The organism is Reyranella sp. (genome assembly GCF_965229815.1).
Classification (GTDB): domain Bacteria; phylum Pseudomonadota; class Alphaproteobacteria; order Reyranellales; family Reyranellaceae; genus Reyranella.
Genome location: NZ_CBDDJN010000002.1, coordinates 357304 through 375582 on the forward strand (window position 1 = coordinate 357304; position 18279 = coordinate 375582).

Here is an 18279-nt window from a genome sequence, read left to right on the forward strand (position 1 = left end):
ACCATTCGTCTCGTGACGAAACAGGGGCGAGCGCTGATAGAGTGCGGCGAATGTCAGCGAATGGAGCCGGAGGCATGTCGTCACTCGATCCCGAATCGCAGCGCCTGATCGATCTGATGGTCAAGGCCAACCGTCCGGCGTGGAACACGCTCACGCCCGCGGCGGCGCGCGAGCTCTACCTGTCGCTGCGGCCGCCCGCCCAGGGTCCGCGTCCGGCCGACGTGACGGTCGTCGATCGCACGATCGACGGGCCCGGCGGCGCGCTGCCGGTGCGGCTCTATCGGCCGGCCGCGGCGCCGGCGGGCGAGCCGCTTCCCGGGCTGGTCTACGCCCATGGCGGTGGCTGGGTGTTCGGCAATCTCGACAGCCACGACGTGCTGTGCGCCCAGCTCGCGCTCGAGGCCGGCATCGCGGTCTGCGCCGTCGACTACCGGCTGGCGCCTGAGGCGCGCTTCCCCGGCGCCTTCGACGACGTGGTGGCGGCGCTCCAGTGGGTGGCGGCGGACGGCGCCTCGGTCGGCATCGATCCGACGCGCCTCGCGATCGGCGGTGACAGCGCCGGCGGCAACCTCGCCGCCGCGGTCTCGATCTGGGCGCGCGAGGCGGGCGGCCCGCGGCTGCGCCTGCAATTGCTCGCCTACCCCGTCACCGACGGGGTCGGGCGGAGCGACTCGTACCGGGCCTTCGCCGACGGCTACGGGCTGAACGCCGCAACCATGGAATGGTTCTTCGACCACTATGCGCCGGACCGCGGCGGACGCGACGACTGGCGCCTGTCGCCGCTGCGCGCCAAATCGCTGCGCGGCCTGCCGCCGGCGCTGGTGGTCACGGCCGGCTTCGATCCGCTGCGCGACGAGGGCCGCGCCTACGCCTTCCGGCTGCAGCAGGACGGCACGCAGGCCGACCTCATGGAGTTCGGCGGCCAGCTCCACGGCTTCCTGAGCTCGCCGATGTTCCTGCACGGCGCGCGGCGCGCGACCACGCTGTGCGCCGCCGCCCTGCGCGAGGCGCTGATCCAGCGCGCCGCCTAGCGACGCCGTGAGCGCCGCCGCGCCGTCGCCGGGCGCCCTGCCCGCGGGCATGGCGCTGCCGGGCCTGGTGATCGCCGTCGCCATGATCGGCGACACGCTGCTCTATGCCGTGCTGCCGCTCTATCACGAGGCGTTCGGCGTCAGCCTCGCCATGGTGGGCGTGCTGCTGTCGCTCAACCGCTGGATCCGCCTGCTTGCCAATTCCGGCGTCGCCGCCATCGGCGAGCGGGCGGGGCCGCACGCGCTGATGGTCGCCGCCGCGATCGGCTCGGTCGTGTCGACGACGCTCTACGGGCTGGTCGACAGCGCTGCCGTGCAGGTGGCCGCCCGCATCCTGTGGGGCGTCTCCTATGCCGCCCTCAACCTCTCGACCCTGGCCTATGCGGTCAGCGACCGGGCCCATGCCGGCAAGCGGGTCGGCGCCAGCCGGGCCGCCATCGGCATCGTGCAGGCGGCGTCGCTGGTCGGCGGCGCCTGGATCGTCCTGCAGGCCGGGCCGCGCCCGGCCTTCCTGATCTACGGCGGCCTGACCCTGGTCTCGCTGGGCGCGGCGCTGCTGCTGCCGCGCCTGCCACGCGAGGCGGCGGCGCGGACGGGCTTCCGCCTGCCGGTTCCGCACCGGCTCGAGACCTGGGGCTTCCTGCTGGGCTTCGCCAGCGACGGCGTGTTCCTGCTCACGCTTGCCTTCCTGATGAAGGATGCGATCACCTCCGTCGCCCCGGTGATGGCAACGGCCCTGCTGCTCGCCCTGCGCTGGCTCGTGGAGGTGACGACCGGCCCGCTCGGCGGCTGGATCGGCGACCGTTTCGGCGCCCGCCGCATCGCCATCGTCAACGGCGTCCTGCTGGTTACGGGCTTCGCGCTGATCGCGCTCGATCACGAGCTGCTGGGCGCCCTCATGATCGTGATGACCCGCGGCATGTTCAACACCCTGATCCCCGTGCTGGTCATCGAGCGCGGCAAGACGAGCGTGCTGGCCTCGCAGGCGAGCTACTCGACCTGGCGCGATTTCGGCGCCGCGGTCGGCCCCCTCTCCGCGCCCTGGCTGTTCCTCAACGTGCCGCAGGCGCCGCTCTATGCGGCCCTGACGGCCGTGCTGGCCGCGGGCGCCTACCTCTGCCTGGTCCGTCGATAGCTAGCGGAAAACGTCCTTGCGGTGGCGCACCTCGGCGAACACCGCCACGGGGTCGCCGCCCGGCAGGCCGACCGCCTTCTGCACCGACGGCACGTCGGCGCGCAGGAAGGGGTTGGTCTCCTTCTCCTCGCCGAGCAGCGAGGGCACGGTGGCCTCGCCCTTGGCGCGCGCCGCGTCGATCGCCGCCGAGCGCTTCATCAGCCTGTCGTTGTCGGTCTCGACGGTGACGGCGAAGCGGGCGTTCGACTGCGTATACTCGTGGGCGCAGTAGACGCGCATGTCGTCGGGCAGGGCGCGCAGGCGGCTGAGCGAGGTCCAGAACTGCTGCGGCGTGCCCTCGAACATCTTGCCGCAGCCGAGCGCGAACAGCGTGTCGCCGCAGAACAGCGCCTTCTGCTCGCGGAAGGCGTAGGCGATGTGGCCGCTCGTGTGGCCCGGCACGAAGAAGACCTCCGCCTCGGCCTCGCCGAAACGGTAGCGGTCGCCGTCGTCGACCTCGACGTCGATGCCGGGAATGCGGGCGCGGTCGCGCCGCATGCCGACGATGGTGCAGCCGGTGGCTTCCTTGATCTCGCGGTTGCCGCCGACATGGTCGCCGTGGTGATGCGTGTTCAGGATGTGCGTGATCTTCCAGCGGCGCTTTTCGGCCTCCGCCAGCACGGGGCCGGCCACCGCCGGGTCGACGACGCCGACCGCGCCGCTCTGCGGCTCGCGCATCAGCCACACGTAATTGTCGCTCAGGACCGGGATTCGGACGATTTCCAGGGAAGTGCTCATGTTGCAACGTTAGCAAGGCTGCCCTGCTGCCGCCATGGGCCTGCCATGGCCGCGGGGCCGCGGTTTCTGCTAGACTTTCAAAATGTGGACGGACGTCCTCGATCTCAACGAGTTCTACGCCAGCACGCTCGGCCAGATGACGGTGCGCCTGCTGCGCGCCCGCCTGCGCGACGTCTGGCCAAACGTGCGCGGCGAGACCGTGCTGGGCCTGGGCTATGCGACGCCCTTCCTGCGCCCCTTCCGCGAGGAGGCGGCGCGGACGCTGGCCTTCATGCCGGCGCCGCAGGGCGTGACGCGCTGGCCGCGCGAGGGCCGCAACCTCACCGCCCTTGTCGACGAGAACGACCTGCCCCTGCCCGACCGCTCGGTCGACCGCGTCCTGCTGGTCCATGCGCTGGAAAGCACCGAGCCGGTGCGACCGATGCTGCGCGAGATCTGGCGGGTGATGGCCGACGGCGGCCGGCTGGTCACCGTGGCGCCGACCCGCGCCGGCCTGTGGTCGCAGATCGACCGCTCGCCCTTCTACCAGGGCCATCCCTACTCGTCGGGGCAGCTCGCCGCGCTGCTGCGCGCCAACATGTTCGCGCCGCTGCGCCAGAGCCGTGCCCTGTTCATGCCGCCCACCCGGTCGCGGGTGATGCTGCGCATGGCGCCGGCCGTCGAGCGCTTCGGCCAGCGCTGGCTCGGCCGCTTCGCCGGCGTCACCGTGATGGAGGCGGGCAAGCAGCTCTATGCCGGCATCGCCGAGCGCTCCGGGACGCCCGAGCTCGCCGTGGTGCGGCCCAAGCTGCGCGTCGCGAGCTCGCGCGACACCGCGCGCGTGCCCGGCGCGGCGCGCAGCACCGAGGACGGCGAAGCGCCGGCGTCCTGAGCCCCGATCGGAGCATCGCAATGTCTTTGTCGCCGCGCGTGATCGCGTTGCTGGGATTCGGCGAGGCGGGATCGGCCATCGCCCGCGGCCTCGCCGCCGAGGGCGGCTGGCGGGGCACGCCGCGGCCGGGCGACAACGCGCCCCGCCGCATCATCGCCATCGACACGGCGCTCGACCGCGACGCCCGCGGCACGGCGCTCGGCAAGGAAGCACGCCGGCTCGATATCGCCATCGAGGGCCGCTACACGGCCGCCCTCGGCGACGCCGACCTTGTGATCTGCGCCGTCCAGGGCGAGCATGCGCTGGAGGCGGCCCGGTCGGCGGCGCCGTTCCTGAAGCGCGGCGCGCACTATCTCGACCTCTGCACCGTGACCGGCGCCATGTCCGATGCCGACCGTGCGCCGATCGAAGAAGCCGGCGGACGCTACATCGACATCGCCGTCATGGGCGGCTTCTTCAAGCAGGGCATCAAGGCGCCGATGCTGGTCGCCGGCGAGGATGTCGAGCCGGTCGTCGCCTGGATGAATGCCAGCGGCTTCGAGGCCACGGTGCTGGGCCCGCGGCCCGGCAGCGCCTCGTCCGTGAAGATGATCCGCAGCGTCCTGATCAAGGGGGTCGAGGCGCTGGGCGTCGAGGCCTACGTCACCGCCGAGCGGCAGGGCATCCTGAAGGAGGTCATGGGTTGCATGGGCGATGTCGACGCGATCGGCTTCGCCAACTTCGTGGCCATGCTGGTGCAGACCCATATCGTCCACGCCCACCGGCGTTGGGAGGAGATGGGGCTGGTCGGCCAGACGCTGCGCGAGACGGGCGTCGAGCCGCTGATGACCGAGGTGATCGAGCGCAGCCACCGCCGCACCGTCGACGCCGCGATCGCCCCGTCCGACGGCGCGGTGCCGCCGCTCGACGAGGCGCTGAAGGTCCTGTCCGAGAAGGTCGTCCGTGGCCGGTGAGGTGTTCGAGCGGCTGGTGGCGTTGCTGAGCGAGGCCAAGGCGACGTTCCGCGTCATCGAGCACGAGGCCGAGGGCCGGTCGGAGGCGATCAGCGTCATCCGCGGCAACCGGCCTGACCAGGCCGCCAAGGCCATGGTGCTCGACGTGCGGGGCGGCGGCGGCGGCAAGCGCCACGTGCTGGCGATCCTGCCCGGCAGCCGCAAGCTCGACTTCGCGGCCGTCGCGGCGCTGTTCGAGGCCCGCAAGTGCGGCTTCGCCTCGCCCGACACCGCGCAGCAACTGACCGGCTGCGTCATGGGCTCGGTGCCGCCCTTCGCCCTCGATCCCGGGCTCGCCATCGTGGTCGACGAGGACCTGCTGGCCAACGAGACGCTGTTCTTCAACGCCGGCCGGCTCGACCGCTCGATGGAGCTCGCCACCGCCGACTGGCTGGCCGTCGCGCGGCCGCGCGTCGCGCGCATCGCCGCGCCGGTCTGACCGGCTCACGGCCGTCGCCTTGGAAAGGCCGCAGGTCGACCTATAGTGCGGGAGGAACCACAGCGGGGATCACCATGGCCGACGGCCCACCCGTCCCGGGCGAGCGCAGGATCGACTGGCTGAAGCAGTTCAAGGCGGTGCTGCTGGCGGTCGGCTTCGTCTTCGTGGTGCGGACCGTGGTCGCCGAGCCCTATCACGTGCCCTCGGCCTCGATGGTGCCGACGCTGCTCAACGGCGACGAGCTGATCGCGAGCAAGTACGCCTACGGCTACAGCAAGTATTCGCCGCCGATCGACCTGCTGCCGGACTTCCCGGGCCGGCTGCTCGGCCGGCCGCCGCAGCGCGGCGACGTCATCGTCTTCCGCCTGCCGCGCGAGCCCTCGACGACCTACGTGAAGCGCCTCATCGGCCTGCCCGGGGATCGCATCCAGGTGAGCGGCGGGCGGCTGTCGATCAACGGCGCCACCGCGCCGCGTCGCCTCGTCGGCCCGTTCACCGGCGACATCGGCCGGTCCGGCACGGCGACCCTGTACATCGAGACGCTGCCGGGTGGCAGCGAGCACGAGATCATCGAGATGTCCGATGCCGACCGGCTCGACAACACGCGGGAATACGTCGTGCCGCCCGGCCACTACTTCATGATGGGCGACAACCGGGACAATTCCGTCGACAGCCGCATTCCCGAGAACGAAGGCGGCGTGGGCTTCGTCCCGGCCGACAACCTGGTGGCCCGCGCCGATCTCGTCCTGCTGTCGCGCGATCCCGCCGTGGATCTCACCCACGTCGCCGAATGGCCGCATGCGTTCCGCATGGCGCGCCTGATGGGCCGCATCCACTGAACGGCACGCCATGACGGTCGCCTGGCGGTTCGCGCCGGTCGGCGAGGCCGACTTCGAGCCGCTGCTGGCGATCCGCATCGAGGTGATGCGCGAGCATCTGGAGCACGTCTTCCGCTATGAGCCCGAGCGGGCGCGGCGGATCTTTCGCGAGGCCTTCGACCGGCCCGGCCTGCGGCTGATCATGGTCGACGGCGTCCGCGCCGGCTGCGTCGGCTTCCGCGTCGGCGACCGCGAGATCCGCATCGATTCGTTCTACCTGGCGGGCTGCCTGCACAATCGCGGTCTGGGCGGGACGATCCTCGACGTCCTTCTGGGCGAGGCGGACGCGCTCGGCCTGCCGGTGACGCTCGACGTACTCACGGGCAGCCCGGCCGGGCGGTTCTACGAGCGGCGCGGCTTCGTCAAGGTCCGCGAGGACCAGATCGAGGGCCGCTACGAGCGGCCGGCGCCGGACCGGGCGCACCAGGGCCCGGTCAGTCCCGCCTCAGCATGAACACGGCCTGCTCGCCGACCAGGTTGGCGAGGAGCGGCGGCATCTGGATCGGCCGGCTCTTGCTGTTCAGCACGATCGCCCGCTCGATGCTCACCCCCATCTCGCGGCACAGCGCGCGGAAATCGTCGATGCTGCACAGGTGGATGTTGGGCGTGTCGTACCACTTGTAGGGCAGCGACGTCGTCTGCGGCATGCGCCCGCCGAACACCATGCGCAGCCGCACCTGCCAGTGCGCGAAATTGGGAAACGACACGATGGCGCGCCTGCCGACCCGCAGCATCTGGCGCAGCACCTCGCGGGGCTCGCGCGTGGCCTGCAGCGTCTGGCTCAGGATGACGTAGTCGAAGGCGTTCTCGGGATAGTCGCGCAGGTCGGTATCGGCATCGCCCTGGATGACCGAGAGTCCGTTGGCCACACAGGCATTCACGCCGGCCTGGCTGAGCTCCATGCCGCGGGCATCGACCCGCTTGAAGTCGGCCAGATAGGCGAGCAGCGCGCCGTCGCCGCAGCCTACGTCGAGCGCGCGCGTCGACGGATCGACCATGTCGGCGATCAGCTGCAGGTCGACGCGGATCGCGGCGGTCATGCGACCCCCTTGAGGCCGCGTGCCGACGCGGCGCCCTTCAGGAAGCCGGACAGGGTGCGGAACATCTCGGGCTCGTCGAGCAGGAAGGCGTCGTGACCCTTGTCGCTCTCGACCTCGACGAAGGAGACGTTGGCCGCCGCCGCGTTCAGCGCATGCACGATCTCGCGGCTCTCGCGCGTCGGGAACAGCCAGTCGCTGGTGAAGGAGAACAGGCAGAAGCGGGTCGGCGTTCCCTTGAAGGCGTTGGCCAGCACGCCGCCATGGGCGGCCGCTAGGTCGAAATAGTCCATGGCGCGCGTGATGTAGAGATAGCTGTTGGCGTCGAACCGGTCGACGAAGGTCGAGCCCTGGTGGCGCAGGTAGCTCTCGACCTGGAAGTCGGCGTCGAAGCCGAAGCCCAGCGCGTTGCGATCCTGCAGCGCGCGGCCGAACTTGCGCTGCAGCGCCTGCTCCGAGAGGTAGGTGATGTGCGCCGTCATGCGGGCGACGGCGAGGCCGCGCGCCGGCACCGTCTGGTGCAGGCGGTAGTCGCCGCCCTTCCACTCCGGGTCGGCCATGATCGCCTGGCGGCCGACCTCGTGGAAGGCGATGTTCTGCGCCGAATGACGGGCGGCGCAGGCGATCGGCACGGCCGAGAAGACACGGGACGCATGGCTCGCCGCCCATTCCAGCACCTGCATGCCGCCCATCGAGCCGCCGATCACGCAGAACAGGTCGGGGATGCCGAGATGGTCGATCAGCGCCGCCTGGGCGCGCACCATGTCGGCGATGGTGACCACGGGAAAGCGCAGGTTCCAGGCTTCCCCGGTCGCCGGATTGGCGGCCTGCGGCCCGGTCGAGCCCATGCAGCCGCCCAGCACGTTGCTGCAGATGATGAAGTAGCGCGCCGGGTCGAGGATCCTGCCCGGACCGACCAGCTTCTCCCACCAGCCCTCCTTGCCGGTGACGGGATGCTGCTCGCTGGGGAACTGGTCGCCGGTCAGCGCGTGGCAGATCAGGACCGCGTTCGACTTGTCGGCGTTCAGCGTGCCGTAGGTCTGGTAGGCGACACGGTAGGGGCCGAGGTCGACTCCACAGTCGAGCCTGAGTGGCCGCTCGACGCCGAGAACCGCGTGGCGGCACCGCTCCAGCGCCTTGCGCTCCGCATCGGTGAGGTCGTCGAACACCCGTCCTCCAACGAAAAACCCCCGACCGGAGGACGGGGGCTTTGCGGGCGCTCCGACCTTTTAGCGATGTTTAACGTGGTCGCAAGCCGGTCGGCTCAAATTCCACGGAGACGCTTCTATAAGGAGGTCGCGCGGCTTGCGCAAGCGTCCCGAGGTTTCTTGGCTTTACGCCGGCCGGCCGGACGTAGTATCGCCGCTGCCTCACAGGAACGCATCGGCCATATGGATTCGCCCAGTCTCGACAGCTTGCGCCAGGACATCGACGCCATCGACGGCGAGCTGCATGGCCTGATCCAGCGCCGCGCCGACCTGGTCGACCGCATAGCGGCCGCCAAGCCGCCGGGCGGGCTGGCGCTGCGCCCCGGCCGCGAAGCACGGGTGATGCGCCAGCGCCTGGCGCGCCACGAGGGGCGCTTCCCGGCCGCCGCCGTCTATCGCATGTGGCGCGAGATGATGTGCGCCTTCACCCTCATGCAGACGCCCGACATCAAGGTCGCGATCTGCCGGCCGCACGACCAGCCGGGCTTCTGGGACCTCGCGCGCGATCATTTCGGCTGCCAGATCCCGTTCGTCGCCCACGACACGCCGGCCCAGGTTCTGGCCGCGGTGCGCGCCAATCCGACGACGCTCGGCGTCGTGCCGGCCCCGGGCGAGGCCGAGGCCACGCCCTGGTGGCCCCTGCTCGCCGGCCAGGACGCCACGCTGCCCAACGTCGTGGCGCAGCTCCCCTTTCTCGACATGCCCAACTCGCGCGCCCGCGGCATCACCGCCTTCGTGCTGGCCCGCATGGAACCCGAGGATTCGGGCGAGGACCGCGCCCTGGTGTCGATCGAATCGGTCACCGGGCTGAGCCGCAACCGCATCTCGGGCGCCATCGCCAAGTCCGGCCTGCCGGCCTTCACGTCGGTGCTGGACCAGATCGCGGGCGGCGTGCATCACTACCTCGTCGAGCTGCCGGGCATGATCGCCGATGACGATCCGCGCCTGCGCGACCTCGGTGCGGCCCTGGAGCTGCAGAGCGGACGCGTCGCCACCATCGGCGCCTACGCCGTGCCGGCCACGGTCCGCTCCTAGAGGCGGGACCCATCAACTCTTACGGGAGACGGCGATGAGCGCGCTCACCCCGCGTCCGGGAATCATGAAGATCGCGCCCTACGTACCGGGCAAGGATTCGGTCGAGGGCAAGGAGACGGTCGCCAAGCTGTCGTCCAACGAGGGCGCGCTCGGCCCGAGCCCCAAGGCGATGGCGGCCTATGCCAAGGTGGCGGCCGAGCTGCACCGCTACCCGGACGGCGATTCGGCCAACCTGCGTGCCGCCATCGGCCGCCGCTACGGGCTCGATCCCAAGCGCATCGTCTGCGGCGCCGGCTCCGACGAAATCCTGAACCTTCTGGTCCGGGCCTACTGCGGTCCCGGCGACGAGCTGCTCTACAGCCAGTTCGGCTTCCTGATGTATCCGATCAACGCGCTCGGCGTCGGCGCGACGCCGGTCGCGGCGCCGGAAAAGAACTATCGCAGCGACATCGACGCGATGCTCGCCAGGGTCACCGACCGCACCCGCATCGTCTGCCTCGCCAACCCCAACAACCCGACCGGGAGCTACGTCACCAAGGACGATGTCCGCCGCCTGCAGGCCGGCCTGCCGAAGAACGTGCTGCTGGTGATCGACGCGGCCTATGCCGAATATGTCAGCCGCAACGACTACGAATCGGGCGTCGAGCTGGTCGACCAGGCCGAGAACGTCGTCATGACCCGCACCTTCTCCAAGATCTACGGGCTGGGCGGGCTGCGGCTGGGCTGGATGTACGGCCCGGCGTCCATCGTCGACGTGATGAGCCGCCTGCGCCAGCCGTTCAACGTCAACCTGGCGGCGCAGGCCGCGGGCATCGCGGCGCTGGAGGACATCGCGCACGCCGACGCCAGCCGCACCAACAACGACACCTGGCTGCCCTGGCTGTCGGGCGAGCTCGCGAAGATCGGGCTCGAGCCCCTGCCCAGCGTCGGCAACTTCGTGCTGGTCGGCTTCGGCTCCAGGGAGCGCGCCGTCGCGGCCAACGACTGGATGATGAACGACGGGCTGATCCCGCGCCTGGTCGCGGGCTACGGCCTGGCCGAGCATCTGCGCATCACCATCGGCACCGAGGCCGAAGTGCGGGCCGTCCGTGACTCGCTCGCCCGCTTCGTCGCCGCCACGTCAGCCGGCAAGTCATGAGCACCGCCCCGTTCAACAAGATCGCGCTCATCGGCATCGGGCTGATCGGCGGATCGATCGCACTCGCCGCGCGCCGCGGCGGACTCGCGAAGACGATCGTCGCGGCGACGCGGCGCCAGGAGACGGCCGACGCCGCCAACCGGCTCAAGCTGGTCGACCATTGCGGCACCGATCTCGCGGCCGCCTGCAAGGACGCCGACCTGGTGATCGTCTGCACGCCGGTCGGCGCCTGCGGCGAGGCGGCCCGCCTGATCGCGCCCAACCTGAAGCCCGGCTGCATCGTCTCCGACGTCGGCTCGGTGAAGCAGGCGGTGATCGACGCCATGACGCCGCACCTGCCGGCGAATGTGCACTTCGTGCCGGCCCATCCCGTGGCCGGCACCGAGAATTCCGGACCTGAAGCCGGCTTCGCCGAGCTGTTCGACGGCCGCTGGACCATCCTGACGCCGCTGCCCGGCAGCGACGCCGCGGCGGTCGACCGGCTGGAAGCCTTCTGGAAGGGGCTGGGCAGCCTGACCGAGCGGCTCGATGCCGCCGATCACGACCGCATCCTCGCCATCACCTCGCACCTGCCGCATCTCATCGCCTACACGATCGTCGGCACGGCCGACGACCTCGCCGGCCATCTCAACAGCGAGGTGCTGCGCTTCGCCGCCGGCGGCTTCCGCGACTTCACGCGCATCGCGGCGTCCGATCCGACGATGTGGCGCGACGTGTTCCTGAACAACCGCGAGGCCGTGCTCGAGGTCCTGCAGCGCTTCCAGGAAGACCTGTTCTACCTCCAGCGCGCCATCCGCTGGGGCGAGGGCGACAAGCTGTTCGACCTGTTCACCCGCACCCGCGAGATCCGGCGCGCGCTGATCCATCTCAACCAGGCATGAGCGCAAGCCGGCCGACCTGGGTCTTCGGCTACGGCTCGCTCATGTGGAACCCTGGCTTCGAGACGCCGGAGACGCGGCCGGCCCGCCTCTCGGGCTGGCATCGCGCCTTCTGCATCTACTCCGAGCACTATCGCGGCACGCCGGAGAAGCCCGGCCTGATCCTGGGACTGCTGCCGGGCGGATCGTGCCGCGGGTTCGCGCACCGGCTGCCCGAGGAAGCGTATGACGCGGTGCGCCGCTACCTGATCCATCGCGAGATCGACCATGACGGCGTCTACGAGGAGACGGTGCGCACGATCCATCTCGACGATGGCCGCGCCGTGCCGGCGCTGGTCTATCTCGCCGACCGCCGCCATCGCCAGTTCGCCGGCAAGCTGCCGCTCGAGGCGGCCGCCCGCCTGGTCCGCGGCGGCAGCGGCGTCACCGGCAGCAACCTCGCCTATGTCCAGAACACGGTCGCGCATCTCGCGCAGCTCGGCCTGCGCGACCCGGCGCTCGAAGCGCTAGCGCAGGCCGCCGGGGCGGCGGGCGCATGACGCCGCTCGACGCGAGGGTCGCGGGTTCGGCCGCGTTCGGCCGAACCCGTCGGAACTCAGCGCTTGGGCGTGACGCCGTTCATCACCGAGCGGGTGACGAAGCCCAGCTCGTCGCGCGCCTGCTCGAGGCTGAGGCCGAGCCGCTCGCGCAGCACCACCCAGCTCTCCGGCGCCAAGGTCATGGCGAGCGCGTTCAGCGTGCGCTCGCGCACGTCGGCCGGCAGGGCGCCGAGGTCACCGTCGAAATATTCGGCGATCTGGGTCCGGTTCGCCTTGTACATGCGGCCGATCATGCTCGACGCCTCGGGCGAGCGGCGCTGCAGCGCCTCGACGAACGTCCACATCGGCAGCAGCCGTTCGCCGCGCTCGGCGCACTGCTCGATGATCCCCGACAGGCGCTGCTCGAGCGGCTGCGAAACCGCGACGTCGCGCGCGCCGCTCACGATGTCGGCGAGCACGCGATCGAGCACCGCCACATAGAGCTCGGCGGTGTCGGCGAAGTGCTGGAAGACGGTGCGGGCCGAGACGCCCGCCGCCTTGGCGATGTCGCGGACGATCGGCGCGACCTGCCCGGCCAGGGCGAGCGCCTGGGCGGAGGCGACGATGGCGTCGCGCGTGCGGGTGACGCGATCGCCGCGGAGCGGCGTCTGCAACTGTGGCGCGTAGGCGACGGTTTCAACATCCATTCTCCGGACTCCCAGAGGCTTGTCTCGTGACACAAGAAAAGTGTGCGGCAGGATCGCGGACCGGCGAAGCCGGACGGGTCCCACTCGCTGTGAAGGACGATAGTAGTGCATTCGTCCCAAAAGCGCGACGATGCGCCATAAAATCGCGCTCTCTGTAAGCAACTCGTAAGCAAGCGGACAACACGATGACCGAACCCAAGCTGACCGCCGCCTCTCTTGCCGCCCAGGCGATGGGCTGGGTCGATCCTGTGACCAAGGCGGTGGTGCCGCCCATCCACATGTCGAGCACCTATGTGCGCGACGAGGACAATGGCTATCGCTCCGGTCGCATCTACGCCCGCGCCGACAATCCCACTTTCGACCAGGCCGAAACGACGCTCGCCGCCCTCGAGGGCGGCGCCCGGGCGCTGGTCTTCTCGTCGGGCATGAGCGCGGCGACGGCCTGCTTCCTTGCCCTGGCGCCGGGTGACCATGTCGTGGCGCCCAAGGTCATGTACTGGTCCTTGCGTAACTGGCTTGCAGGATTTGCAAGGCAGTGGGGCCTCGCCGTCGACTTCGTCGACGCCGACCGCAGCGACGCCATCGCCGAAGCCGTCCGGCCGGGCGCCACCCGCCTGGTCTGGATCGAGACCCCGGCCAACCCGACCTGGAGCGTGACCGACATCGCCGCCGCCGCCACCATCGCCCATCGCGCCGGCGCCCTGCTGGCCGTCGATTCGACCGTCGCCACGCCGGTGCTGACCCGGCCGATCGAGCACGGCGCCGACATCGTCATGCATTCGGCGACCAAGTACCTCAACGGCCATTCCGACATCATCGCCGGCGCGCTGGTCGGCGCGCGCGACGACGAGCACTGGCAGAAGCTGCGCACGATCCGCGCCCAGCTCGGCACCATCCTCGGCCAGACCGAGGCCTGGCTGCTGCTGCGCGGCATGCGCACCCTGTTCCCGCGCGTCGCCTGGGCCTGCCGCTCGGCCGAGACGCTGGCGGAGCGTCTCGCCGCCCATCCGATGGTGGCCGAGGTCCTCTATCCCGGCCTGCCGGGCTTCGCCGGCCATGCGGCGGCGAAGCGTCAGATGGCGGGCGGCTTCGGCGGCATGCTGTCGGTGCGCGCCAGGGGCGGCGAACGGGCGGCGATCGCCACCGCGGCGCGCGTCGCGCTGTGGAAGCGCGCCACCTCGCTGGGCGGCGTCGAGAGCCTGATCGAGCACCGCGCCAGCATCGAGGGACCGGGCACGCCCTGCCCGCCCGACCTGCTGCGCCTGTCGGTCGGCGTCGAGGATGCCGGCGACCTGTTCGACGATCTCGACCAGGCGCTGCGCCGCGCCCACAACGCGTAGGTCCGGCAAGACCGGACCGCGTTCGCCCGGCCTGTCGGGCCTTCGGTCCAAGCCATTGGCGCCACAGCGTTTTTCGGCGCCGTCATGGCCGGCAAATGTCGCCTGAATCGCGACACCGCGACACGCGCTCCCGTTCCTCGCGGCCGCGCCCTGGCCGACGCACAATCACCCGATGGACGATGGATAGAGCAGCGAGAACAATAACACAGGTTATTGTCCGCCTCCAGCACCTGCCACTTGCTCTCGTCTTCCTCCCTGCGCATCCGCGCGGGGAGAAAGAAAAAAGCGCCATGGAACAGCGCGCTCCAGTAAGATTGATCTCTTCATCCGCGCGCACGACTGTCGCCGGTTGCCGGAGGGCACGATGAGATTGGCTGTTTCCAGCCAGTCTCATCATGCTCTAGCCGCCGAGGGAAAAGCCTTCCCGCAGCGGGTCCTCGGGATCGAAGCGGAAGCGCGCCTCGCCGGTCGGATGGGCGCGGCCGCCGACCTCGACGATGACCGCCTTGCGGCCGCCGACCGGCGGCGCCTCGCGCACGATGCGGCCGCTGAACAGCGCGCCGGTGCAGCTCTCGAACAGCCGCTCCTCGCCCGGCCGCGCGGCGCGCCGCGCCGCCTGCAGCGCCATCCGCGCCGTCACGCCGCTGCCGGTCGGGCTGCGGTCGACCTGCCGGCCGGCGAAGATGCAGACGTTGCGGCTCGGCTGGCCGCCGGCGCCGTCGCCGCCGTCGGTCAGGATCGTGCCGTAGAGGAAGCCGAGCTCGGGTTCCTCGGCATGCTCGATCGGGATGGCGCGCGCGGCGGCCTCGGCGATCTCCGCGCCGGCATCGACGATGGCCCGCATCGGCGAGGTGTGCAGGTCGAGCCCGATCGAATCGGCCGACAGGAAGGCATAGAAGGCGCCGCCATAGGCGATGTCGACCGTGACCGGTCCCCAGGTGGCGGTGGGCGCGATGCGGTCGAGCGCATAGGCGAAGGCGGGCACGCTCTCGAACCGCACCGTGCCGTCAGCCGCGACGCGGCAGGTCACCAGGCCGCACGGGCATTGGAGGCGCACGATGGTTTCTGAGCCGGGGGTCTCGGAGCCGGGCGTCTCCGGCCCGGCCCGCACCACGCGCCCGCTGTCGACCGCCCAGCGCGCCAGCGCGATGGTCGCGTGGCCGCACATGGTCGACCAGCCCTCGTTGTGCATGAACAGGACGGCGAGGTCGGCCTCGGGATGGTCGGGCTCGACCAGGAGCGCGCCGTACATGCCGTCGTGGCCGCGCGGCTCCAGCATCAGGCCGCGGCGCAGCCCGTCGTGCCGCTCCCGCGCCTCGCGGCGCTTGTCGAGCAGCGTCCGGCCCGCGAGGCGCGGCCAGCCCTCGACCACGATGCGTGTCGGCTCGCCGCCGGTGTGCATCTCGACGGTGGACAGGATCATGCCAATACCGGTGCCCCGAAGACCTGCGGCAGGCCGGCCCCGATGCGCTCGTTCATCATCTCGATCGAGCCGTCGGTGTAGGCCGCGATCTTGGCGCCGGCGAGGTGGCGCGCCAGCGGATACTCCGCCCGCAGCCCGTTGGCGCCCATCGCCTGGATGCAGTCGGCGATGCGCCGCACCGCCATCTCGGTGGCGAACTTCTTGGCGTGCGCCGCCGGCAGGACGGCGTCGGCGCCCTCGTCGATCAGCCGCGCCGCACGATAGGACAGCAGCCGCGCCGCCTCGAGGTCGGTGGCGGCATCGACCAGCTTCCAGCGCACGCCCTGGTGATCGATCACCGGCTGGCCGAATGTCTTGCGCTGCTGCGTGTAGCGCACCGCCGTCTCCAGCGACGCCTTCAGCATGCCGCAGCACATGGCGGCAACGTAGGCCCGAGCGCCGTTGATGCCGGCCAGCGCCGCCTTGAAGGCGGCACCCGGCGGATGCAGCACGGCCTCGTCCGGCGCGACGTAGTCGACCAGGCGAAACCCGCCGACGCCGATCGCGTGGCCGCCATGCAGCTCGAACGGCTTCTCGCGCTGGAAGCCCGGCCGGTCGGCCTCGATGGCGAAGCACGCGATGCCGCGATAGCCCTTTTCCCTGTCGGTCTGGGCGTAGGCGACCGACAGGCCGGCCACGGCGGCGTTGGTGATCCAGGCCTTGGCGCCGTTCAGCTTCCAGCCGCCCTCGACCCGGACCGCCGCCATCTCGAGTCCGCCGAAGTCGCTGCCGACGCCGGGCTCGCTCAGGCCGGCGCAGCCGATCACCTCGCCGGCGATCATGCGCGGCAGCAGGCGGGCCACATGGGCCGGCTGGCCATCGCGGGCGAACCGCGCGACGGCGTTATGGTGGTTGATCAGCGCGAAGGCGAAGGCGAAGTCGTGGCGGGCGATCTCCTCGAAGGCGCGCAGCTTGCAGGAGAAGCTGAGGCCCTGCCCGCCCTGCTTCTTGGCCAGCTCGATCGTGTTCAGTCCGACGGCGCAGGCGGCCCGGATCGTCTCCAGCGGATAGCGGCGCTCCCATTCCCAGCGGGCGGCATTGGGGGCCACATGTTCTTCGGCAAAGGCGCGGGCGCGCGCCACCACGGCGCGTTCCTCGGGAGTCAGGATCTCGTCGAGCATGCGCTACTATCGCACGGTCGCGGCAAAAGGCGACGATTGGACGGCGGCCGACCGCACGCTAGAATGACGGCGACGCGGGTGTAGCTCAGGGGTAGAGCGTCGGCTTCCCAAGCCGTAGGTCGCGGGTTCAAATCCCGTCGCCCGCTCCAATATTCAGGCAGGAAACGACCATGGACACGGTGGCCGCGGCGCCGGCCGCAACGGGCGACTTCGCGGCCGATGCGGCTGCCTTCTCCAGCTACTGGCGCCAGACCCGCGAACGGCTGGCGCGCCTGCCGCCGAAGCCCGACCGCGATCCCGCCGCCTACGATCGGGCGGAGGCGCTGAAGCAGGCCGCGCGCGACGCCCGCTTCGCCTTCCTGCGCCGCCACGCCGTCGCGCTCTACGACCGGTTGACGGCCGGCCGCACGAGGTTCGTGCGCGTCGAGCAGCTCGTCTACGACGCCGCCGACGCGGTGCCGGGCCTGGTCCCGACGCGCGCCGAGGTCGCGGCCGAGGCCGAGCTGCGCCAGTCCGAGAAGGACGGGTTCGAGATCGACCAGGGCATCCTCTGCAACCAGATCCTGGCCGACCGCGCCTCAGGCCTCCATCTCTGCCACGCCATGCTGCTGCCGCGCGCCGAATCGGCCGAGGCGCTGGCCAAGTTCCGGCGCGACGGCCGGCTCGACCTCGGCACCGCCCGGGTTGAGCGCCACGGCAAGGCGGCGGTGCTGCTGCTGTCCAACCGCCGCTTCCTCAACTCCGAGGACAATGCCACCCAGACCGCGACCGAGATCGGCGCCGACGTCTGCATCCTCGATCCCGAGAGCGAGGTCGCGGTGCTGCGCGGCGACGTCGTGCCCGAGGGCAAGTATGCCGGCCGCCGGGTCTACAATGCCGGCATCAACCTCACGCATCTCTATTACGGCCGCATCCCGTTCCTGTGGTTCCTGATCCGCGACCTGGGCTTCGTGAACAAGATCTTCCGCGGCCTCGCGACGCCCGACGTGCCGCCCGACGAAGTCGCGGGCGAGTCGATCGAGAAGCTCTGGATCTCGGCGGTCGAGACCTTCGCCATCGGCGGCGGCTGCCAGATCCTGCTCGCCTCCGACTTCAACATCGCCGGCCGCGACGCCTACATGACCTTGCCGGCGCGCAAGGAAGGCATCATCCCGGCGATGGCCAACCTGCGCATGTCGCGCTTCGTCGGCGACCGCATCACGCGCCAGGCGATCATGTACGAGCGCCGCATCGACTGCGATTCGGAGATCGGCCGCCGGATCTGCGACGAGATCATCGACCCGGCCGAGATGGACGCCACCATCGCCCGCGTCATCGACCGCCTGACCGGCTCGGGCGCCGTCGGCGCCATCGGCAACCGCCGCGCGCTGCGGCTGGCCGCCGAGCCGCTCGACCTCTTCCGCCAGTACGCGGCGCTCTATGCCCGCGAGCAGGCCTGGTGCCATTTCAGCCCGGCGCTGATCGCCAACCTCGAGCAGTTCTGGAACGCGCAGAGCCGGCGGGCGTGACGGTCCTCGGCGCTTCCGCTACGCCTAAGCGGCGCGGCTTTGCCGCCGAATGCCGCCGCCAGGCACGGCTTGCCGCCGAGTCCGACCGCGGGAACGGTGCACTCATGCGCTTCATGGACATGGCATTCGACGATCTGCCGGATGGCGACCCGAGCAGCGCCGCTGCGGCGCGAGCGCAGCCGCGCGGCTGACGATCAGCTCATG

General features: G+C 70.8%; 20 protein-coding genes, 1 tRNA gene and 1 riboswitch. Of the genes, 15 read left to right on the top strand and 6 right to left on the bottom strand.

The annotated features are described in order from the left end of the window. Positions 1–74 precede the first annotated feature (74 nt). Together ACO073_RS02140 and ACO073_RS02145 are read left to right on the top strand one after the other, a co-directional pair. The gene (locus tag ACO073_RS02140) at positions 75–1031 is read left to right on the top strand and encodes an alpha/beta hydrolase (RefSeq protein WP_421994798.1); all 957 of its coding nucleotides are present in this window, start codon (positions 75–77) and stop codon (positions 1029–1031) included. A 7-nt stretch (positions 1032–1038) separates the two neighbouring features. Further along, the gene (locus ACO073_RS02145) at positions 1039–2166 is read left to right on the top strand and encodes an MFS transporter (protein WP_421994800.1); all 1128 of its coding nucleotides are present in this window, start codon (positions 1039–1041) and stop codon (positions 2164–2166) included. Here ACO073_RS02145 and gloB read toward each other — a convergent pair whose 3' ends face one another. After that, positions 2167–2943, bottom strand: coding sequence for a hydroxyacylglutathione hydrolase (gloB, locus tag ACO073_RS02150; RefSeq protein ID WP_421994802.1), 777 nt, complete (start codon positions 2941–2943; stop codon positions 2167–2169). It lies immediately after the preceding gene. 82 nt (positions 2944–3025) lie between these two features. Between gloB and ACO073_RS02155 the strand changes: the two genes are divergently transcribed. From ACO073_RS02155 to ACO073_RS02175, 5 genes are all read left to right on the top strand, one after another. Further along, a complete protein-coding gene (locus ACO073_RS02155; protein ID WP_421994804.1) occupies positions 3026–3814 on the top strand; it encodes a class I SAM-dependent methyltransferase in 789 nt (262 codons plus the stop codon). 20 nt (positions 3815–3834) lie between these two features. Beyond that, positions 3835–4767 carry a DUF1932 domain-containing protein gene (locus ACO073_RS02160; RefSeq protein WP_421994806.1) on the top strand — a complete coding sequence of 311 codons (933 nt, stop codon included), beginning with the start codon at positions 3835–3837 and terminating at the stop codon, positions 4765–4767. Further along, entirely contained in the window at positions 4757–5245 is a 489-nt protein-coding gene (locus ACO073_RS02165; protein WP_421994808.1) for a YbaK/EbsC family protein, read from the top strand. The genes ACO073_RS02160 and ACO073_RS02165 overlap by 11 nt, the downstream gene beginning before the upstream one ends. Before the next feature lie 74 nt (positions 5246–5319). Continuing rightward, positions 5320–6084 (top strand): signal peptidase I, encoded by a 765-nt coding sequence (gene lepB / locus ACO073_RS02170; protein ID WP_421994810.1) that lies wholly within the window; start codon positions 5320–5322, stop codon positions 6082–6084. A gap of 10 nt (positions 6085–6094) precedes the next feature. Then, entirely contained in the window at positions 6095–6577 is a 483-nt protein-coding gene (locus tag ACO073_RS02175; RefSeq protein ID WP_421994812.1) for a GNAT family N-acetyltransferase, read from the top strand. Here the strand turns inward: ACO073_RS02175 and metW are convergent. Together metW and metX are read right to left on the bottom strand one after the other, a co-directional pair. Continuing rightward, on the bottom strand, positions 6558–7163 hold the full coding sequence (gene metW / locus ACO073_RS02180) for a methionine biosynthesis protein MetW (RefSeq protein ID WP_421994814.1): 606 nt from the start codon (positions 7161–7163) through the stop codon (positions 6558–6560). The two genes, ACO073_RS02175 and metW, sit on opposite strands and share 20 nt — an antisense overlap. Further along, complete coding sequence (metX, locus tag ACO073_RS02185; RefSeq protein WP_421997376.1) at positions 7160–8293, bottom strand: homoserine O-acetyltransferase MetX; 1134 nt, start codon at positions 8291–8293, stop codon at positions 7160–7162. Before metX ends, metW begins: the two co-directional genes overlap by 4 nt. Positions 8294–8369: 76 nt before the next feature. Beyond that, a riboswitch (SAM riboswitch) is annotated at positions 8370–8445 on the bottom strand. A gap of 106 nt (positions 8446–8551) precedes the next feature. On the opposite strand from metX, the gene ACO073_RS02190 reads away from it, so the two are divergent. From ACO073_RS02190 to ACO073_RS02205, 4 genes are read left to right on the top strand one after another with little or no spacing between them, the layout of a single operon-like run. Continuing rightward, the gene (locus ACO073_RS02190) at positions 8552–9403 is read left to right on the top strand and encodes a chorismate mutase (RefSeq protein WP_421994816.1); all 852 of its coding nucleotides are present in this window, start codon (positions 8552–8554) and stop codon (positions 9401–9403) included. A 34-nt stretch (positions 9404–9437) separates the two neighbouring features. Next, on the top strand, positions 9438–10541 hold the full coding sequence (gene hisC, locus ACO073_RS02195) for a histidinol-phosphate transaminase (RefSeq protein WP_421994818.1): 1104 nt from the start codon (positions 9438–9440) through the stop codon (positions 10539–10541). Beyond that, positions 10538–11422, top strand: coding sequence for a prephenate/arogenate dehydrogenase family protein (locus tag ACO073_RS02200; protein WP_421994820.1), 885 nt, complete (start codon positions 10538–10540; stop codon positions 11420–11422). Before hisC ends, ACO073_RS02200 begins: the two co-directional genes overlap by 4 nt. Then, positions 11419–11958: a gamma-glutamylcyclotransferase gene (locus ACO073_RS02205; RefSeq protein ID WP_421994822.1), complete on the top strand. Its 540-nt coding sequence runs from the start codon at positions 11419–11421 to the stop codon at positions 11956–11958. Before ACO073_RS02200 ends, ACO073_RS02205 begins: the two co-directional genes overlap by 4 nt. Before the next feature lie 56 nt (positions 11959–12014). On the opposite strand, the gene ACO073_RS02210 is transcribed toward ACO073_RS02205, so the two are convergent. Next, the gene (locus tag ACO073_RS02210; RefSeq protein WP_421994824.1) at positions 12015–12644 is read right to left on the bottom strand and encodes a TetR/AcrR family transcriptional regulator; all 630 of its coding nucleotides are present in this window, start codon (positions 12642–12644) and stop codon (positions 12015–12017) included. A 185-nt stretch (positions 12645–12829) separates the two neighbouring features. On the opposite strand from ACO073_RS02210, the gene ACO073_RS02215 reads away from it, so the two are divergent. Beyond that, positions 12830–13984 carry a trans-sulfuration enzyme family protein gene (locus ACO073_RS02215; RefSeq protein ID WP_421994826.1) on the top strand — a complete coding sequence of 385 codons (1155 nt, stop codon included), beginning with the start codon at positions 12830–12832 and terminating at the stop codon, positions 13982–13984. Positions 13985–14384: 400 nt separating this feature from the next. Here ACO073_RS02215 and ACO073_RS02220 read toward each other — a convergent pair whose 3' ends face one another. Together ACO073_RS02220 and ACO073_RS02225 are read right to left on the bottom strand one after the other, a co-directional pair. Continuing rightward, positions 14385–15407 (bottom strand): proline racemase family protein, encoded by a 1023-nt coding sequence (locus ACO073_RS02220; protein ID WP_421994828.1) that lies wholly within the window; start codon positions 15405–15407, stop codon positions 14385–14387. Continuing rightward, on the bottom strand, positions 15404–16567 hold the full coding sequence (locus ACO073_RS02225) for an acyl-CoA dehydrogenase family protein (protein ID WP_421994830.1): 1164 nt from the start codon (positions 16565–16567) through the stop codon (positions 15404–15406). Before ACO073_RS02225 ends, ACO073_RS02220 begins: the two co-directional genes overlap by 4 nt. Before the next feature lie 74 nt (positions 16568–16641). On the opposite strand from ACO073_RS02225, the gene ACO073_RS02230 reads away from it, so the two are divergent. The 3 genes from ACO073_RS02230 (at position 16642) to ACO073_RS02240 (ending at position 18266) form a co-directional block, all read left to right on the top strand. After that, positions 16642–16716 (top strand) — tRNA-Gly (locus tag ACO073_RS02230). A gap of 21 nt (positions 16717–16737) precedes the next feature. Next, the gene (locus tag ACO073_RS02235) at positions 16738–18075 is read left to right on the top strand and encodes an enoyl-CoA hydratase/isomerase family protein (protein ID WP_421994832.1); all 1338 of its coding nucleotides are present in this window, start codon (positions 16738–16740) and stop codon (positions 18073–18075) included. After that, positions 18072–18266 (top strand): antitoxin MazE-like protein, encoded by a 195-nt coding sequence (locus ACO073_RS02240; RefSeq protein WP_421994834.1) that lies wholly within the window; start codon positions 18072–18074, stop codon positions 18264–18266. Before ACO073_RS02235 ends, ACO073_RS02240 begins: the two co-directional genes overlap by 4 nt. The last annotated feature ends 13 nt before the right edge of the window (positions 18267–18279 follow it).

Excerpts from the sequence above, each read along its gene's own strand:
- ACO073_RS02140 (WP_421994798.1), top strand. The coding sequence starts at position 75 with ATGTCGTCACTCGATCCCGAATCGCAGCGCCTGATCGATCTGATGGTC.
- gloB (WP_421994802.1), bottom strand. The coding sequence starts at position 2,943 with ATGAGCACTTCCCTGGAAATCGTCCGAATCCCGGTCCTGAGCGACAAT.
- ACO073_RS02155 (WP_421994804.1), top strand. The coding sequence starts at position 3,026 with ATGTGGACGGACGTCCTCGATCTCAACGAGTTCTACGCCAGCACGCTC.
- ACO073_RS02160 (WP_421994806.1), top strand. The coding sequence starts at position 3,835 with ATGTCTTTGTCGCCGCGCGTGATCGCGTTGCTGGGATTCGGCGAGGCG.
- lepB (WP_421994810.1), top strand. The coding sequence starts at position 5,320 with ATGGCCGACGGCCCACCCGTCCCGGGCGAGCGCAGGATCGACTGGCTG.
- ACO073_RS02175 (WP_421994812.1), top strand. The coding sequence starts at position 6,095 with ATGACGGTCGCCTGGCGGTTCGCGCCGGTCGGCGAGGCCGACTTCGAG.
- metW (WP_421994814.1), bottom strand. The coding sequence starts at position 7,163 with ATGACCGCCGCGATCCGCGTCGACCTGCAGCTGATCGCCGACATGGTC.
- ACO073_RS02190 (WP_421994816.1), top strand. The coding sequence starts at position 8,552 with ATGGATTCGCCCAGTCTCGACAGCTTGCGCCAGGACATCGACGCCATC.
- hisC (WP_421994818.1), top strand. The coding sequence starts at position 9,438 with ATGAGCGCGCTCACCCCGCGTCCGGGAATCATGAAGATCGCGCCCTAC.
- ACO073_RS02200 (WP_421994820.1), top strand. The coding sequence starts at position 10,538 with ATGAGCACCGCCCCGTTCAACAAGATCGCGCTCATCGGCATCGGGCTG.
- ACO073_RS02205 (WP_421994822.1), top strand. The coding sequence starts at position 11,419 with ATGAGCGCAAGCCGGCCGACCTGGGTCTTCGGCTACGGCTCGCTCATG.
- ACO073_RS02210 (WP_421994824.1), bottom strand. The coding sequence starts at position 12,644 with ATGGATGTTGAAACCGTCGCCTACGCGCCACAGTTGCAGACGCCGCTC.
- ACO073_RS02215 (WP_421994826.1), top strand. The coding sequence starts at position 12,830 with ATGACCGAACCCAAGCTGACCGCCGCCTCTCTTGCCGCCCAGGCGATG.
- ACO073_RS02220 (WP_421994828.1), bottom strand. The coding sequence starts at position 15,407 with ATGATCCTGTCCACCGTCGAGATGCACACCGGCGGCGAGCCGACACGC.
- ACO073_RS02225 (WP_421994830.1), bottom strand. The coding sequence starts at position 16,567 with ATGCTCGACGAGATCCTGACTCCCGAGGAACGCGCCGTGGTGGCGCGC.
- ACO073_RS02235 (WP_421994832.1), top strand. The coding sequence starts at position 16,738 with ATGGACACGGTGGCCGCGGCGCCGGCCGCAACGGGCGACTTCGCGGCC.